The organism is Streptomyces sp. JJ38, assembly GCF_019303475.1.
Classification (GTDB): domain Bacteria; phylum Actinomycetota; class Actinomycetes; order Streptomycetales; family Streptomycetaceae; genus Streptomyces.
In genome coordinates, this window is record NZ_JABLSI010000016.1 from 48,908 (window position 1) to 64,706 (window position 15,799).

General features: G+C 73.7%; 15 protein-coding genes. 11 read left to right on the forward strand and 4 right to left on the reverse strand.

Annotated elements, in window-relative coordinates:
* Position 1 precedes the first annotated feature (1 nt).
* Genes HPT28_RS11105 through cobC form a run of 4 tightly spaced genes read left to right on the forward strand, consistent with a single transcriptional unit; the run spans position 2 to position 3,743 of the window.
* On the forward strand, positions 2–1,357 hold the full coding sequence (locus HPT28_RS11105; protein ID WP_219090857.1) for a cobyrinate a,c-diamide synthase: 1,356 nt from the start codon (positions 2–4) through the stop codon (positions 1,355–1,357).
* Positions 1,336–1,746 (forward strand): cobalamin biosynthesis protein, encoded by a 411-nt coding sequence (locus HPT28_RS11110; RefSeq protein WP_219090858.1) that lies wholly within the window; start codon positions 1,336–1,338, stop codon positions 1,744–1,746. Before HPT28_RS11105 ends, HPT28_RS11110 begins: the two co-directional genes overlap by 22 nt.
* A gap of 37 nt (positions 1,747–1,783) precedes the next feature.
* Positions 1,784–2,620 carry a sirohydrochlorin chelatase gene (locus HPT28_RS11115; RefSeq protein WP_219090859.1) on the forward strand — a complete coding sequence of 279 codons (837 nt, stop codon included), beginning with the start codon at positions 1,784–1,786 and terminating at the stop codon, positions 2,618–2,620.
* A gap of 4 nt (positions 2,621–2,624) precedes the next feature.
* Positions 2,625–3,743: an Rv2231c family pyridoxal phosphate-dependent protein CobC gene (gene cobC, locus HPT28_RS11120; RefSeq protein ID WP_219090860.1), complete on the forward strand. Its 1,119-nt coding sequence runs from the start codon at positions 2,625–2,627 to the stop codon at positions 3,741–3,743.
* Between the two features lie 90 nt (positions 3,744–3,833).
* Here the strand turns inward: cobC and HPT28_RS11125 are convergent, their stop codons facing one another.
* Entirely contained in the window at positions 3,834–4,796 is a 963-nt protein-coding gene (locus tag HPT28_RS11125) for an SCO1860 family LAETG-anchored protein (RefSeq protein WP_219090861.1), read from the reverse strand.
* A 176-nt stretch (positions 4,797–4,972) separates the two neighbouring features.
* Complete coding sequence (locus tag HPT28_RS11130) at positions 4,973–6,064, reverse strand: amidohydrolase family protein (RefSeq protein ID WP_219090862.1); 1,092 nt, start codon at positions 6,062–6,064, stop codon at positions 4,973–4,975.
* A 484-nt stretch (positions 6,065–6,548) separates the two neighbouring features.
* On the opposite strand from HPT28_RS11130, the gene ectA reads away from it, so the two are divergent.
* The 4 genes from ectA (at position 6,549) to thpD (ending at position 10,066) form a co-directional block, all read left to right on the forward strand.
* The gene (gene ectA, locus HPT28_RS11135; RefSeq protein WP_257578416.1) at positions 6,549–7,064 is read left to right on the forward strand and encodes a diaminobutyrate acetyltransferase; all 516 of its coding nucleotides are present in this window, start codon (positions 6,549–6,551) and stop codon (positions 7,062–7,064) included.
* A 181-nt stretch (positions 7,065–7,245) separates the two neighbouring features.
* Entirely contained in the window at positions 7,246–8,514 is a 1,269-nt protein-coding gene (gene ectB / locus HPT28_RS11140) for a diaminobutyrate--2-oxoglutarate transaminase (protein ID WP_219090864.1), read from the forward strand.
* Positions 8,515–8,605: 91 nt separating this feature from the next.
* Positions 8,606–9,004 (forward strand): ectoine synthase, encoded by a 399-nt coding sequence (locus HPT28_RS11145; RefSeq protein ID WP_219090865.1) that lies wholly within the window; start codon positions 8,606–8,608, stop codon positions 9,002–9,004.
* Between the two features lie 162 nt (positions 9,005–9,166).
* Positions 9,167–10,066: an ectoine hydroxylase gene (gene thpD / locus HPT28_RS11150; protein WP_219090866.1), complete on the forward strand. Its 900-nt coding sequence runs from the start codon at positions 9,167–9,169 to the stop codon at positions 10,064–10,066.
* Between the two features lie 206 nt (positions 10,067–10,272).
* On the opposite strand, the gene HPT28_RS11155 is transcribed toward thpD, so the two are convergent.
* Positions 10,273–11,322 (reverse strand): aminotransferase class V-fold PLP-dependent enzyme, encoded by a 1,050-nt coding sequence (locus tag HPT28_RS11155; protein WP_219090867.1) that lies wholly within the window; start codon positions 11,320–11,322, stop codon positions 10,273–10,275.
* A 543-nt stretch (positions 11,323–11,865) separates the two neighbouring features.
* On the opposite strand from HPT28_RS11155, the gene HPT28_RS11160 reads away from it, so the two are divergent.
* From HPT28_RS11160 to HPT28_RS11170, 3 genes are read left to right on the forward strand one after another with little or no spacing between them, the layout of a single operon-like run.
* The gene (locus HPT28_RS11160; RefSeq protein WP_219090868.1) at positions 11,866–12,069 is read left to right on the forward strand and encodes a hypothetical protein; all 204 of its coding nucleotides are present in this window, start codon (positions 11,866–11,868) and stop codon (positions 12,067–12,069) included.
* A 31-nt stretch (positions 12,070–12,100) separates the two neighbouring features.
* Positions 12,101–12,820 (forward strand): class F sortase, encoded by a 720-nt coding sequence (locus tag HPT28_RS11165; protein WP_374226952.1) that lies wholly within the window; start codon positions 12,101–12,103, stop codon positions 12,818–12,820.
* Between the two features lie 58 nt (positions 12,821–12,878).
* Positions 12,879–14,063, forward strand: a complete 1,185-nt coding sequence (locus HPT28_RS11170; protein WP_219090869.1) for a TerD family protein — start codon at positions 12,879–12,881, stop codon at positions 14,061–14,063.
* Between the two features lie 72 nt (positions 14,064–14,135).
* On the opposite strand, the gene HPT28_RS11175 is transcribed toward HPT28_RS11170, so the two are convergent.
* Positions 14,136–15,665, reverse strand: coding sequence for a hypothetical protein (locus HPT28_RS11175; RefSeq protein WP_219090870.1), 1,530 nt, complete (start codon positions 15,663–15,665; stop codon positions 14,136–14,138).
* Positions 15,666–15,799 lie beyond the last annotated feature (134 nt).

The following is a 15,799-nucleotide window of genomic DNA, read 5'->3' on the forward strand; positions in this document are numbered from 1 at the left end:
CATGACGCACATCCCCCGGGTCGTCCTGGCCGCGCCGGCCTCCGGCAGCGGGAAGACCACCGTCGCCACCGGGCTGATGGCGGCCTTCGCCGAACGCGGCCTGGCCGTCTCCGGGCACAAGGTGGGCCCGGACTACATCGACCCGGGCTACCACGCGCTCGTCACCGGGCGTCCCGGCCGGAACCTGGACCCGTACCTGTGCGGTCCCGAGCGGATCGCCCCGCTGTTCCTGCACGGCGCGGCCGGTGCCGAACTCGCCGTCGTCGAGGGCGTCATGGGCCTGTTCGACGGGGCGAGCGGGCTGGGTGAGACCGGGTCGACGGCACAGGTGGCGAAGCTGCTGCGGGCGCCCGTGGTGCTCGTGGTGGACGCCTCCTCGCAGTCCCGCTCGGTGGCGGCGCTGGTGCACGGCTTCGCGTCCTGGGACCCTCAGGTGCGGCTGGCCGGGGTGATCCTCAACAAGGTGGGCTCCGTCCGGCACGAGGAGCTGCTGCGCGAGGCGCTGGCGGAGTCCGGGGTGCCGGTGCTCGGCGCGCTGCTGCGCAAGCCCCAGGTCAGCGCCCCGTCCCGGCATCTGGGGCTGGTGCCGGTGGCCGAGCGCCGCTCGGACGCGGTGGACGCGGCCTCGGCGCTGGCCGCCCAGGTGCGCACGGGCGTGGACCTCGACGCCGTGCTGGCGCTGGCCCGCAGCGCCCCGCCGCTGGCCGAGACGCCGTGGCAGCCGCCCGCCGAACGCCCGGTCGGGCGGCGGCCGGTGGTGGCCGTGGCGGGCGGGGCCGCGTTCACGTTCGCCTACACGGAACACGCCGAACTGCTGCGGGCGGCCGGTGCCGAGGTCGTGCCGTTCGATCCACTGCGCGACGAGCGGCTGCCCGAGGGGACGTCGGGGGTGGTGATCGGCGGCGGCTTCCCGGAGGTGTACGGGCCGGAGCTGTCGGCGAACGAGCGGCTGCGGGAGGCCGTGGCGCGGTTCACGGGCCCGGTGGCCGCCGAGTGCGCCGGCCTGCTCTACCTGGGCCGCGAGCTGGACGGGCTGCCGATGTGCGGGGTGCTGGACGTGTCGGCCCGGATGACGGGACGGCTGACGCTGGGCTACCGGGAGGCGGTCGCCGTCGGGGACAGCGTCCTGGCGCGGGCGGGCACGCGGGTGCGGGGGCACGAGTTCCACCGCACGACGACCGAGCCGGGTGCGGGCGGGCGGCCCGCCTGGGGCCTGGTCCGGCCCGAGCGGCGGGTCGAGGGCTTCGTGTCCGGGAACGTGCACGCGTCCTACCTGCATGTGCACTGGGCGGCCGAACCGGCCCTGGCCCAGCGGTTCGTGGAACGGTGCGCGGCATGGTCGCCACCGGCCGGGTGAGCGTCGGCCTGGGCGCGCGGCGTGGCGCCGATGCCGAGGAGGTACTCTCGGTGATCGCCGCGTCGCTGGCCTCGGCTGGTCTTCCACCGGACGCGGTCGCCGAGTTGGCGACCGTGGCGGGGAAGGCGCACGAGCCGGGGCTGAGACGGGCGGCGCAACGGCTGGGGGTTCCCCTGCGGGCTTACGGTGCCGCGGAGTTGGCCGCCGTGCCGGTTCCGCATCCCACGCCGGCGGCCGCGCGCGCCGTCGGAACGCCGAGCGTCGCCGAGGCCGCCGCCCTGCTCAGCGCGGGGCCGGACGCGGAACTGGTCGTTGCCAAACTGAAATCCACGCCGGAGGCCGGTGGCCCTAGGGTCACTTGCGCCGTCGCACAACGTCGTGCCCGCTGACCGGCCGTCCCCGCCAGCATCACCCACAGGAGCACCCGTGACCACCGCGCCAGCCCTGCTCGCCCTCAGCCCTGGTATCCGTGACGAGGCGGGGGCCGAGGCCGTCCGGTCCTTCGTCCGCGCCCTCGGCGACGGCGGGACCGGCGCCCCGGTCGCCCTCGGCTTCACCGGGCACGCCGTCCCCTCGCCGGAGGAGGCCGTCTCCGAACTGGCCGCCCGCGGGGTGCGGCGGCTGGTCACCGTGCCGCTGACCACGGATGCCGACGGCACCCACGCCGCGGGCGGGCTGCCGCAGGGTCCGTCCCGCGCCGTCGCCGCCCAGCCGGGCCTGGAGGTGGTCACCGGCCGTCCGCTGGGTGCGCACCCCCTCGTGCTGGACGCGCTGGAGCGCCGGGTGGACGAGGCCCTGGGCGAGCGCACGCGGACGCCGGCCGACCGGGCCACCACGACGGTGCTGCTCGTCGGCCGCGGCTCCGGCCGCGCCGAGGACAACGCCGAGGTGCACCGCGTGGCCCGGCTCCTGTGGGAGGGCCGGGGGTTCGCCGGGGTGGAGACCGCCTTCGTCTCCGTCGCCGCGCCGGACGTCGCCTCCGGGCTGGAGCGCTGCCGGGCGCTGGGCGCGCGGCGGATCGTCGTCCTGCCCTGGTCCCTGTTCCCGGACGAGCTGACACGTCGCATGGCGCTCCAGGCCGAGGGCTGGTCGGGCGTGTACCCGGAGACCGACGTGCGGGTGGCGGACGTCGTGGGCGGGGCTCCGGAGGTGGCCGAGCTGGTGTGGCAGCGGTACCGCGAGGCCCTGGCCTGTCAGGCCCGGACCGGCTGCGACTGCTGCGCCCACGCCACCGTCTCCTCCCCCGTCGGCGAGGAGGGTTAAGGCCGTGCCAGCACCCTCGACGCCCTCGACCCCCACCGCACACCCGGCGCCGCCGGCGGACGTGACGGCGGAGGAGGGCGGGCCCGACCTGCGCCACCACGGCGACGCCGAGGTCCGCGGCGCGGCGGCCACGCTCACGGACCTGGCCGTCAACGTCCGTACCGGCACCCCACCGGGATGGCTGAAGGCCCGCATCGCCGCCTCCCTGGACACCCTGGCCGCCTATCCCGACGGGCGTGCCGCGCGGCGTGCCGTGGCCCGCCACCACGGCGTGCCGGAGGAGTGCGTGCTGCTCACCGCGGGCGCCGCCGAGGCGTTCGTGCTGCTGGCCAGGGCGGTGCGGGCGAGCCGCCCCGTCGTCGTCCACCCGCAGTTCACCGAGCCGGAGGCGGCCCTGCGGGACGCCGGTCACCGGGTGACGCGGGTGCTGCTGGACGCGGCCGAGGGCTTCCGGCTGGACCCGGCCGCCGTGCCGGAAGCGGCCGACCTCGTCGTCGTCGGCAACCCGACCAACCCGACGTCCGTGCTCCACCCGGCGGCGACCCTGCGGGGCCTGGCCCGCGCCGGGAGAACGCTGGTGGTGGACGAGGCGTTCATGGACGCCGTCCCGGGCGAGCGCGAGTCGCTGATCCCGGGGCTGGCCGGGCTGCCCGGGTCCGTCGTGGTGCTGCGCAGCCTGACGAAGACCTGGGGGCTCGCGGGGCTGCGCATCGGCTACGTGCTGGCGGAGCCCGCGCTGATCGAGGCGCTGGCCGCACAGCAGCCGCTGTGGCCGGTCAGCACCCCGGCCCTGGCGGCGGCCGAGGCCTGCTGCACCCAGCGGGCACGGGCAGAGGCCGAGGCGGCGGCCGACGTGTTCGCCGCGGACCGGGCCTACCTGGTGGAGGCACTGGCCCGGTTCACGGAGATCGGTCAGGCCACGCCGTCCCCGATGGCACCGTTCGTGCTGGTCAGCCATCCGCGGGCGAGCGAGGTCCGGACCCGGCTGCGGGACGTCGGCTTCGCCCTGCGACGGGGCGACACCTTCCCCGGGCTGGGCCCGTCCTGGCTCCGGCTCGCCGTGCGCGACCGGGCCACGACGGACGCCCTGGTGAGGGCCCTCGCCGCCGTGGGGGTGCGCTGACGGCGCCCGGCACGGCCGGTCGGCGCGGGACGCGGCCGGTACCGCGTCCCGCGCCGCGGCCGCGTCCGGAAGCGTCCCGCCGTCCCCGGGTCAGCCGCGACGTCGACGCAGGAGGACGAGGGCCGCGCCGAGGGTGAGCAGCCCCGCAGCCCCGCCGAGCAGGTAGGGCGTACCGGAGTCGGCGCCGGTGGCCGCGAGATCCGGCCCGGTCTTCGGGGCGCGCACCTCGGCGTCTGTCCGACCCTGCGGAATCGTTCCCTCCGGTTCCGCCTCGTCCGGCTCGCCCTCTGGCTCCGAGGTCTCGGCCGGCTCCCGCGGCTCGTCGGCGGGCCGCTCCGGCACGGGCGTACGGCAGCTCACGTCGGCGACGCGCACCCGGCCGTCGACCTCGGCGACGCCGAGGTCCAGCGGGTCGACGGAGACCGCGAGCTCGAGCGCCGCGGCCGCCGCGCTGTGCCGCGTCGTCTCCCGGGGCGCCAGCTCCAGACGCACCTCGCCGACGCCCGGCACCGAGACGGCGGTGGGCCCTCCGGCGCTCAGGGCGACCCGCTTCCCCAGGACCCGGACCGATCCCGGCACGTCCACCTCGGCCGTGGCCGCCTCCCCGACGGCGCAGACGACCGAGGCGGAGACCGTCTCCAGCTCGATCACCGACAGCAGCGGCAGCCCGGGGACGTGCAGCCGCGCCCGGGCGAGGGTGGCCTCGGCGCCGGCACGGTCCGCCGTGACCTCCGCACGGGCGTCCGCGGCCTCGGCACGCAGCAGGCTGACCGGCTCACCGCCGCCCACTCCGGCGAGTTCGGCGGTGAGCGCCGTCTTCGCGGCCGTCTCAGGCCCGGCGTCCGGGCCCGAGACGCCCACGTCGTTGAGCGTGGTCCTCAGCGGTACGTCGACGGTGCTGTCCAGCAGCGACACGTCGAGCTGGGCGCGGAGGACCGCGGCCCGGGCGGCGCCCTCCCGGTCGGCGGGCTCGTCGCCGCCGGTGGCGTGCGCGGGGACGGCCGCGCCGGTCAGGGCGGCGGCGGCGAGCAGGCTGAGGACGGACTTCTTCACGGCAGGGAACCCCCACGGATGGTGCGGTGCCACGGGCGCGGCCCAATGCGGGGACATCGCTCGCGCCGGTGACGGGACCCCGCCATGGTTGACGCGGGAGGCGTCGCCCGTCCGGCTTCCGCCTCCGCTTCACCCGGACGGGGCGTCACCGTACGTGCGATCGAATCAGCCGTGTGTCACTGCACCACGCGCCCCCGCAGGATCACGCGCCGCGGTGCGGCCAGCACGCGGACGTCGGCCCGGGGATCGCTGTCGTAGACGACGAGGTCGGCCGGCTCGCCCTCGCCCAGCGCGGGGCGGCCCAGCCACGCCCTGGCGCCCCACGTGGTGGCGGACAGGGCGGACAGCGGCGGGATGCCCGCCTTCACGAGCTCGGCGACCTCCTCGGCCACCAGGCCGTGGGCCAGCGAGCCCCCGGCGTCCGTCCCCACGAAGACCGGGATGCCGGCGTCGTAGGCGGAACGCACGGTGTCGTAGCGGCGGGCGTGCAGCCGCCGCATGTGGTCGGACCAGCGCGGGTACTTCTTCTCCCCGCCGTCCGCGAGGTGCGGGAAGGTGGCGATGTTGACCAGGGTGGGGACGATGGCGATGCCGCGTTCCGCGAAGAGCGGAATCGTCTCCTCCGTCAGCCCGGTGGCGTGCTCGACGCAGTCGATCCCCGCGTCGGCGAGGTCGCGCAGGGAGTCCTCGGCGAAGCAGTGCGCCGTGACGCGGGCACCCTCCTCGTGGGCGGCGGCGATGGCCGCGTGGACGGCGTCGCGGGGCCAGCAGGCCGTGAGATCGCCCGCGTCGCGGTCGATCCAGTCCCCGACGAGCTTGACCCAGCCGTCACCGCGCCGCGCCTCCCGGCGCACATAGGCGACGAGGTCCTCGGGCTCGATCTCGTGGGCGTAGTTGCGGATGTACCGGCGGGTGCGCGCGATGTGCCGCCCCGCCCGGATGATCTTCGGCAGATCCTCGCGGTCGTCGATCCAGCGGGTGTCCGCCGCGGAGCCCGCGTCCCTGATCAGGAGCGTGCCGGCCTCCCGGTCGGTGAGCGCCTGCTTCTCGCTGGTGATCTCGTCGACGGCGCCATGGGCGTCCAGGCCGACGTGGCAGTGGGCGTCGACCAGGCCCGGCAGCGCCCAGCCCCGCACCGTGACCGCGTCCCGCAGCCCGCGCGGGCGCTCGTAGGTGACGCGGCCGTCCACCACCCACAGCTCATCCCGTACGTCCTCCGGGCCCGCCAGTATCCGTCCCGTGATGTGCAGCACCGCGCTCGCGTCCATGACCGCACTGTACGAGGACCGCCCGGGCCGGCACGAGGGCCTCACGGGGGAGGGCGGCGCCACCAGCCGCCGGGAAAGCCGGCGGAGGAATTCCCCGGATGCGCTACGATCACGGAATCAGTGAGATCGAATACATCCCGAATTCACTGCACTGCGTAGCCGCCCGTTCTCTTCTGCCCGGTTTTCCCCAGGTCAAACCACCTTCTTTTCCCGTGGCCACAGGCGCCCGTGATTCGGACAGGAGCCTGGGTCGTTATGCACCTGTGACAGACTCCACACCGCCCGGGTTCTGTACCCGCATGTCCGACATGACCAGTCATTTTACCCGACCCGGTGAGCACAGGCGCGCCCGCGCGCGATAACACATCATCGCGCTCTGCGTAACCCCACGCCGCGATGCAATCTGACTTTTTCCTGGGTAAATTGAATCGACATGACCCCCGCACAAGCTGACCATGCAAGTGCCCGAAGCGAATTTCTCGAAATGCCCGAGGGGCTGAAGCTCGACACGCCAAGGGTCGACGACGGCGCGGCCATCTGGCGCATCGCCCGCGACTCCCAGGTACTCGACCTGAACTCCTCGTACAGCTACCTCCTGTGGTGCCGCGACTTCGCCGCCACCTCCGTGGTGGCTCGCGACGGGAACGGCGAACCGGTCGGCTTCATCACCGGCTACATCCGCCCGCAGTCACCGCAGACGCTGCTGATCTGGCAGGTGGCGGTGGATCACAGCCAGCGGGGCCGGGGGCTCGCCGGTGCCATGCTGGACGGACTGACCGCACGGGTGTCGGAAGACCTGGGCGCCGACCGGATCGAGACGACGGTCACCCCCGACAACGCACCCTCCAACCGGCTGTTCACCTCCTTCGCCGAGCGCCACGGCGCCGAGCTGCACCGCGAGGTGCTGTTCGACGGCGCCGTCTTCCCCGGCGACGAGCACGAGCCCGAGGTGCTGTACCGGATCGGCCCGGTGCGCACGCTCGCCGGCGCGCTCGGCTGAACCCGGTGCCCGGCCGTCGCGCGGCCCGTCCTGGCGCCCTCCGGCCCGGTGCGGACCGCCCCGGCGCGAGCCGGTCCGGACGTGGGCCGTACGGCCTCCCGGACCGCCGGCCCGGCCGACCGCCGGTCACCCCCCGACCGCAGACTTCCCTCCCTTCACGACTCACTCCCAGGAGCCTTCCGTGACCATCACCCAGCCGGACCTGAGCGTCTTCGAGACCCTGGAGTCGGAGGTGCGTGGCTACTGCCGTGGCTGGCCCACGATCTTCGACCGTGCCCAGGGCAGTCACATGTACGACGAGGACGGCCATACGTACCTCGACTTCTTCGCCGGTGCCGGGTCGCTCAACTACGGGCACAACAACCCGGTGCTCAAACGCGCCCTGATCGACTACCTGGAGCGCGACGGCGTCACCCACGGCCTGGACATGTCCACCGTCGCCAAGCGCGCCTTCCTGGAGACGTTCCAGAACGTCATCCTGCGCCCGCGTGACCTGCCCTACAAGGTCATGTTCCCCGGCCCGACGGGCACCAACGCCGTCGAGGCCGCGCTGAAGCTGGCCCGGAAGGTCAAGGGCCGCGAGTCGATCGTCTCCTTCACCAACGCCTTCCACGGCATGTCGCTGGGCTCGCTGGCCGTGACCGGCAACGCCTTCAAGCGCGCCGGCGCCGGCATCCCGCTGGTGCACGGCACCCCGATGCCGTTCGACGCCTACCTCGACGGGCAGACGCCGGACTTCATCTGGTTCGAGCGGCTGCTGGAGGACTCCGGCTCCGGTCTGAACAAGCCCGCCGCCGTGATCGTCGAGACGGTCCAGGGCGAGGGCGGCATCAACGTCGCCCGCCCGGAGTGGCTGCGGGCCCTGGCCGACCTGTGCGAGCGGCACGACATGCTGCTCATCGTCGACGACATCCAGATGGGCTGCGGCCGCACCGGTGCCTTCTTCTCCTTCGAGGAGGCGGGCATCACCCCGGACATCGTCACCGTCTCGAAGTCGATCAGCGGCTACGGGCTGCCCATGTCCCTGACGCTGTTCAAGCCGGAGCTGGACCTCTGGGAGCCGGGCGAGCACAACGGCACGTTCCGCGGCAACAACCCGGCCTTCGTCACGGCCACCGCCGCCCTGGAGACCTACTGGGCCGACGGCCAGATGGAGAAGCAGACCCTGGCCCGCGGCGAGCAGGTCGAGGCCGCTCTGCGCGAGATCGCCGCCGAGCACCCGGACGCCGTCGTGGAGTACCGCGGCCGCGGCCTGGTGTGGGGCATGGAGATGGCCGACAAGGCCGTCGCCGGTAAGATCGCCCGGCGCTGCTTCGACCTGGGCCTGCTGGTGGAGACCTCCGGCCCGGAGAGCGAGGTCGTCAAGCTGCTGCCCGCCCTGACCACCACCCCCGAGGAGCTCGACGAGGGCCTGCGCATCCTGGCGCGCGCCATTCGCGAGACCCTCTGACCAGCAAGGACACCCGGCCCGCCCCGACCGGGGCGGGCCGCCCCGTGGCTGGGCCAACCCGTAGCCGAACGACCAGAAAGGCACTCCGACTGTGATCGTCCGTTCCCTTCAGGAGATCGAAGGCACCGACCGGGACGTCAAGTCCGCTTCCGGCACCTGGCGCAGCAAGCGCATCGTCCTCGCCAAGGAGAAGGTCGGATTCTCCCTGCACGAGACGGTGCTCTACGCCGGTACCGAGACGTCCATGTGGTACGCGAACCACATCGAGGCCGTGCTCTGCGTGGAGGGCGAGTGCGAGCTCACCAACGACGAGACGGGTGAGAAGCACTGGATCACCCCCGGCACGATGTACCTCCTCGACGGGCACGAGAAGCACACGCTGCGTCCGAAGACCGACTTCCGCGTGATCTGCGTCTTCAACCCGCCGGTCACCGGTCGTGAGGACCACGACGAGAACGGCGTCTACCCGCTGCTCACCGAGGACGACTGAGGTTTCGGCACGGGCTGTAAGCCTCCGAACAGGGGGTTTGCGGCCCGTGCCGTCATTGGAACGTTTCCTGCGGGGAACACTCCATCTCACGGGTCTCGCGACCCGCAGGCAACGATCCGGAAAGAGGACAGGGCCGTACGAGAGGAGAGGAAGGAAACTCCCATGACCTTCGCACCCGAGCGCATCACCGACCTGTATCCGACCCGGGGGGCCACCGAAGTGGCCAGCCCGCGGCAGGACCCGGTGGTGTGGTCCGCACCGGGCGCTCCCGGCCCCATCTCGGCCGGGCACCTGGCGGACTACGAGCGTGACGGGTTCCTCGCGGTCGATCAGCTCATCACTCCCGAAGAGGTGACGCTGTACCGCGGGGAACTGGAAAGGCTCATCTCGGACCCGGAGATGCTCGCGGACGAGCGCTCGATCGTCGAGCCGAAGTCCCGGGAGATCCGGACCGTGTTCGAGGTGCACAAGATCAGTCAGATCTTCGCCGGTCTGGTCAGCGACCCGCGGGTCGTCGGCCGGGCACGGCAGATTCTCGGCTCGGACGTCTACGTCCACCAGTCCCGCATCAATGTCAAGCCGGGCTTCGGCGCGAGTGGCTTCTACTGGCACTCCGACTTCGAGACCTGGCACGCGGAGGACGGCCTCCCGAACATGCGGACCGTGTCGGTGTCCATCGCTCTCACCGAGAACTACGACACCAACGGCGGTCTGATGATCATGCCGGGCTCCCACAAGAAGTTCCTCGGCTGCGCCGGCGCGACGCCGAAGGACAACTACAAGAAGTCCCTGCAGATGCAGGACGCCGGGACGCCGTCCGACGAGGCGCTCACCGAGTTCGCCGACGCACACGGCATCCGGCTGTTCACCGGCAAGGCCGGTTCGGCCACCTGGTTCGACTGCAACTGCATGCACGGTTCGGGTGACAACATCACTCCGTACCCGCGCAGCAACGTGTTCATCGTCTTCAACAGTGTGGAAAACACCGCTGTAGAGCCGTTCGCCGCTCCGGTCCGGCGGCCCGACTTCCTCGGGGCACGGGATTTCACCCCCGTCCGCTGACCGCTGAGTCCGACCCACCCGGTGGCTCGTCCCCGGGGGCCGGAAAGGCCGGCAGACGGCCCGTCCGGCCCCCGAGGCGGATGACCGGAGCTTCCGAGTGAGCCACGCGGCGCGGTGCGCCCCTTCCTGGAGGGACGCACCGCGCCGCTGTCATGTCCGTGCGCCGCTGTCGTGTGAGGGGCGGCGTGTTCGTTGCGCGGAGGGCGTCAGCGAAGCCCGGCCAGCGCCGCCAGCAGCCGGTCCACGTCGGCGGCCGTGTTGAACAGGTGGAAGGACGCCCGCAGGTTCCCCGCCCGCGCCGAGACGTCGACACCCGCCTTGGCCAGCTCCGGGGCCGCGTCCCCCAGCCCGGGCACCGCGACGATCGCGGAGTCGCCCGGCACCGGACGGTGCCCCGCCTCCACCGCTCCCGCGCGGAACCGCGCGGCCAGTTCCCTGTTGTGCTCCCCGATCGCGGCGGGTCCGACCTCCTCGATCAGGCCGAGCGAGGCGGCCGCGCCCACGAAGGGCAGGTAGGGCGGGCACTCGTCGAAGCGGCGCGCCGAGCCGGCGAGTTCGTCGATCGGCCCGTAGCACGTCTCCCAGCGGTTCTCCCCCGCGAACCAGCCGGCATGCGTCGGCCGCAGCCCGCCGCCGTCCTCCGGCACCGTCAGGAAGGACGTGCCGCGCGGGCACAGCAGCCACTTGTAGGCGCCGCAGACGGTGTAGTCGGCCAACGCCGGATCCATGGGCAGCCAGCCGGTCGACTGCGTCGTGTCCACGAGCACCCGGGCGCCCGCCGCCCGGGCGGCCGCGCTGATACCCACCAGGTCCGCCACCCGGCCGTCGGCGGACTGCACGGCGCTCACGGCCACCAGCCCGGTGCCGGGCCGGACGGCCTCCGCCAGCCCGTCCAGCGGAGCCTGCCGCAGGGTGAGGTCGGGGCGGACGTGGAAGGGGTTGACCAGGGAGCTGAAGTCGCCCTCGGCCACCAGCACCTCGGTGCCCTCCGGCAGGGACTGGGCGATCATCCCGACATGGACCGACACGGCCGAGCCCGTGGCCACGCGCTCGACGGGGAGCCCGACCACGGCGGCGAAGCTCGCCCTGGCCTCCTCGATCCGCTCGATGAGGGCGTAGTGGTCCAGCCGGGCCGCGGCCATGTCCTCCACGGCGGACCGGAGCGCGGCGGCCGTCCTGACCGGGAACACGCCGTGTGCGGCGGTGTTGAGATACGTCGTCTGCGGCGCGAACTCCGCGCCCATCGAAATCGACATGATCGGATTCTCCGGGGCCGAGCCCGGGCTGTCCATGGGAATTCGGGGTCCGTCGAGGCCGCCCGGAGGGCTTCCTCCCGTCCCGCGGGTGTGTGGGTCCTCCGGTGGCGGCCTGTTCGCCGGGTACGCGATGAACCGCTGGGCGATCTGCCACGGGGCCGCCACCGCCTCGGCTCCACGACACCCTGGCGCGGGCGCCGATCCCATGTGTGTCTTACCGCCGCCCTGACCGCCATCCCCTCTCCTCGGCAGGGGTTCCGTCCGCCCCCGGCGGGCGGGGCTGACGCCACCACGGCCCTGACCCGGGCACGGGTACCTCGGGGCGGCGGCGGCCTGCCGCGCGACACGCCGGGTCGCCCGTTCGCCACAGGTCGCTCGAACGCCGTAACCGCGCTGTTGAGCTGCGCGGACGTCCCCGCGCGGGCCGCCCCGGGGCCGCAACGGCGGCCCCCGGGGGCACGATCGTCTCGCGACCGCGGCGGGCCGCCGGTTTCCTCGGTTCATGGACGCCGTTCCCCGTCCGGTGCCGAAGGAGTGAACCGCATGCGTACAGTCCGCGCCCTGACCGGTCCCGCCCTGGGTGCCGCGATACCGGTCGCCCTCGGGTTCGGCGTCGAACCGGCCGTCGCGGCCGGCGGGCGGGGAAGCCACGGCACCGGGGGCTTCCTGGTCACCGCCGCCGTGCTCGCCGTCGGTGCGCTGTGCGGCAGTCTGCTGCACCGCCGGCGCGACCGGGACCGCTCCTGACGAGGCGCCGCCGGGACACGGAGGAGCGGCGATGGGCCACAGGAAGGCCATGACCCCAGCCGAGCGGCGCCGCGAGACGATCGCCGCGACCCTGGTGGCGATCGGACTCTGCACCGGGGTGTGGCTGCTGGACCACGGCCCGCAGGAGGCGCTGCCGCCGCAGCCCTCCCCCGAGCAGGCCGTCCGCCCCGCGGAGCGGCCGGGGGACCGGACCGAGCCGGACGCCGTGGCCCCGCTGCCCCCGGCGGCGCCGGTGCGGATACGGATACCGGAGATCCGCGTCGACGCGGCCATCATGCCGCTCGGGCTGGAGCCGGACGGCGGCCTGGAGGTCCCGCCGCAGGACGCGGAGAACCTCACCGGCTGGTACGAGGGCGGGGTGACGCCCGGGGCCAGGGGAACGGCCATCGTCGCCGGTCACGTGGACAGCGAGTCGGGGCCGAGCGTGTTCTACGGCCTGGGGGCGCTGGAGCGGGGGAACACCGTCGCCGTGGACCGGGCCGATGGTCTCACCGCAACGTTCGAGATCGACGCCATCGAGGTGTACTCCCGGGAGGACTTCCCCGACGACAGGGTCTACGGCCCCTCGGAGGGCGCCGAGATCCGGCTCATCACCTGCGGCGGCGGCTATTCCAGCACCGAGGGCTACCTGGGGAACGTCGTCGTCTACGGCCACCTGACGGAGATCGCCGCCACTCCCGGTTCCGGCCCGGACGACGGTGTGGAGACCGCGGCCCGGTGGAGCGGATAGGGGCGTGGCGGGGAGGAACCGTGCCGCTCGGCCGGTCGTTACCACGGGCATGACCGCAATGACTCCTGGCTCGAACCTGCCCCTCAGCGCGGCCCGCGTGGCCGTCGACGTCTCCGCTCCGGTGCGGCTGGACGTCTCGGGGCTGCTGATCGCCGCCGACGGCAAGGTGCGCTCCGACGCCGACTTCGTCTTCTACAACCAGCCTTCCGGCCCGGGCGTGTCGCACAGCAGCGGCGGTGCCGCGGACACCATCACGGTGGACACGGCGGCCGTGCCGGCCGACATCGAGAAGGTGGTCGTGACGGCGAGTCTGGACGCGCCGGGCGCGACGTTCGCCGGTACCGAGCCGACGGCCACGGTGCGGGACGCCGACTCCGGAGCCGTGGTGGCGACGTTCACCCCACCGCAGCTCGGCCCGGAGACGGCGCTCGTCGTCATGGAGGTCTACCGGCGTGGCGGCACCTGGAAGGTGCGTGCCGTCGGCCAGGGGTACGCGAACGGGCTGGCGGGCATCGCCACGGACTTCGGCGTGACCATCGAGGAGCCTGCCCCCACGCCGGCTCCCGCCTCGGCAGCCCCGCCCGCTCCGGCCGCCGCCCCGGCTCCGCCCGCCCCTGCCACGGCCGCGGCCCCGCCGCCCGCTCAGGCCGCCCCGGCACCCGGGGCCGGGAAGATCAACCTGGACAAGGGCCGGGTGAACCTGCGGAAGAACGAGACCGTTTCCCTGGTGAAGGACAACCAGCCGGTGCGTTCCGCTCTGCGGATGGGCCTCGGGTGGGAGCCGGCCTACCGGGGCAAGAACATCGACCTGGACGCCTCGGTCATCGCCTACGACGCCAACCGCAAGCCCCTCGACGTCTGCTACTTCGGCAAACTGAACATCCTGCGGGGCGCGATCCAGCACTCCGGGGACAACCTCACGGGTGAGGGCGCGGGAGACGACGAGAGCATCACCGTGCACCTGGAGGGGCTGCCGCCCGAGGTCACCGGGCTGGTCTTCACCGTCAACTCCTACCGGGGGCACAAGTTCAGCGACGTGGCCAAGGCGTACTGCCGGCTGCTCGACGAGCGCGGCCAGGAGCTGGTGCGGTTCGACCTCACCGACTCCGAGCCGCGCACGGCCGTGCTGATGTGCAAGTTCATCCGGCAGTACTCCGGCGAGTGGGAGATGACGGCGCTCGGGCAGTTCCTCGACGCCCGCACCGCCCGCGGCCTCCTCAAGCCCGGCGGCCAGGCGCTGTAGGCCGGAAACCGGTTCGGGCGCGGAGCCGGCCCGCTCGCCGCCGGCCCGCCGGCCCGCCGGCCGCCCGGGGGTTCAGCTCTGGTGGGAGCGGGCCTTGTAGGCCGCCTTGCGGGCCGCCTTGGCCGTGGCGCGGTCCGGGTGCGCCCGGGCCATGGCCTCCAGCACGTGTGCGGTGGCCGGGTGGTCGACGCGCCACGCCTTGTCGAAGAACCCGCTGTGCTGGGCCACCAGCCCGGCCATCAGCTCGCCCAGCTCCGGGGGCGCGACGGTCGGGTCCTCCGGATCGAGCTGGGCGGCGAGGGTGTCCACGGTGAGCCAGAAGACGAGCTCCTCGTCCGGTGGCGGCACGTCCTGGGCGCCGCGTTCGGTCAGCCAGACCCGGGCCAGCCCGCCCAGCTCGGGGTCGGAGAGCACCTCGCGCAGGGCGGGTTCCGCCTCCGGGCCGACCACCGAAAGCCCCTGCTGGCACAGCAGCCGGCGGCGGGGGGCCAGCACGTCGGTGCCCCGGGCCGCCGACAGCAGGGCGCGTGCGGCCTCCGCCACCGGGCGGCCGTCGAGCCACTGCTCGAGCTCCGCCTGCGCCGACTCCTCGGGGTAGCCGCACACCGCGGAGAGGACCTCCACCGCGTCGGCGCCCGCGAGATCGCCCACCAGCGGTGCCTCCACGCCCGCCTCCAGCAGCCGGGCCCGCTCCCCGTAGAGCCCGAGCGCGGTGAAGCGGACCATGCCGTAGCGGGTCAGCTCCTCGTCCTCGAGCTCCTCGGTCGCGACCTGCTGTTCGTCCGCCTCCAGCAGCAGGTCCTCGTCCACGGGCCGGTACTCGACGGCGCCCGCGGCCTCCAGCCCGCGCAACTGGGCGTCCAACCGCATCATCACGTCGGAGACCTCCTCCAGCACGGCGTCCGTGGGCTGCTCCAGGCCGTCGGCGTCGTCGGGGAGGACCATCGAGGCGGCGAGTACGGGCAGCGGCACCGGGGCCCCGGCGGTGACGGCCGGGTCGGTCGCGGTGAGGAGGTAGAGGTTGGCCAGCGCCGCGTCGAGGAAGTCGGCCGCCTCGTCGACGTCCCACTCCGCCTCCGCGGCCTCGGTCGGATCCGCTTCGCCCGAGCCGTCGCCGGGTGTGGCTTCGAGGAGGTCGCCGACGAGCTCGTCGAGGGGCGGTACGAGAGCCAGGGCGAGGGCCGCCCCCCACACGTCGCGCCAGACGTCGAGCACGTCGCCGGGGCCGCCCGCCGTGAGCAGCTTGACCGCCTCGCCCGCGGTCGCGACGTCCTCCTCGTCGCCGGCCTGCGGGGCGATGTTCACCAGACCCGACTCCACGGCGATCCGCCAGGCGTCCATGACCGGTTCGTCGCCCTCCCCGCCCTCGGCACCGGCAACCTCGTCCGCCGGCCGGTCTGCGGTGAGCCCGAGCGCCTCGCGGGCCTGCGCGAGCCGTTGCGCCGGCAGTTCACCGCCCACGGTGAGGCGCACACCGTCCCCGGCCCACCGGGCCAGGGCCACCGCCCGGTGGAGCAGGGGTGCGGCCAGCGCGTCCCGGGCCAACTCGGCCTCGGCGGGCAGCCGCACGGGCGGCATGGACGGACGGTCGTCACCGGTCATCGGCGTCGGACTCCTCGCGCGGATCGGAAGGGCAGGCGGCCTCCGCGCACCGGTGCGTCGAAACCCCGTTGGTGCACGGCAGTTATCAGCCGGTCACCCAGACTAGACGGAAGACGCCCCGGACGCCGGATTCA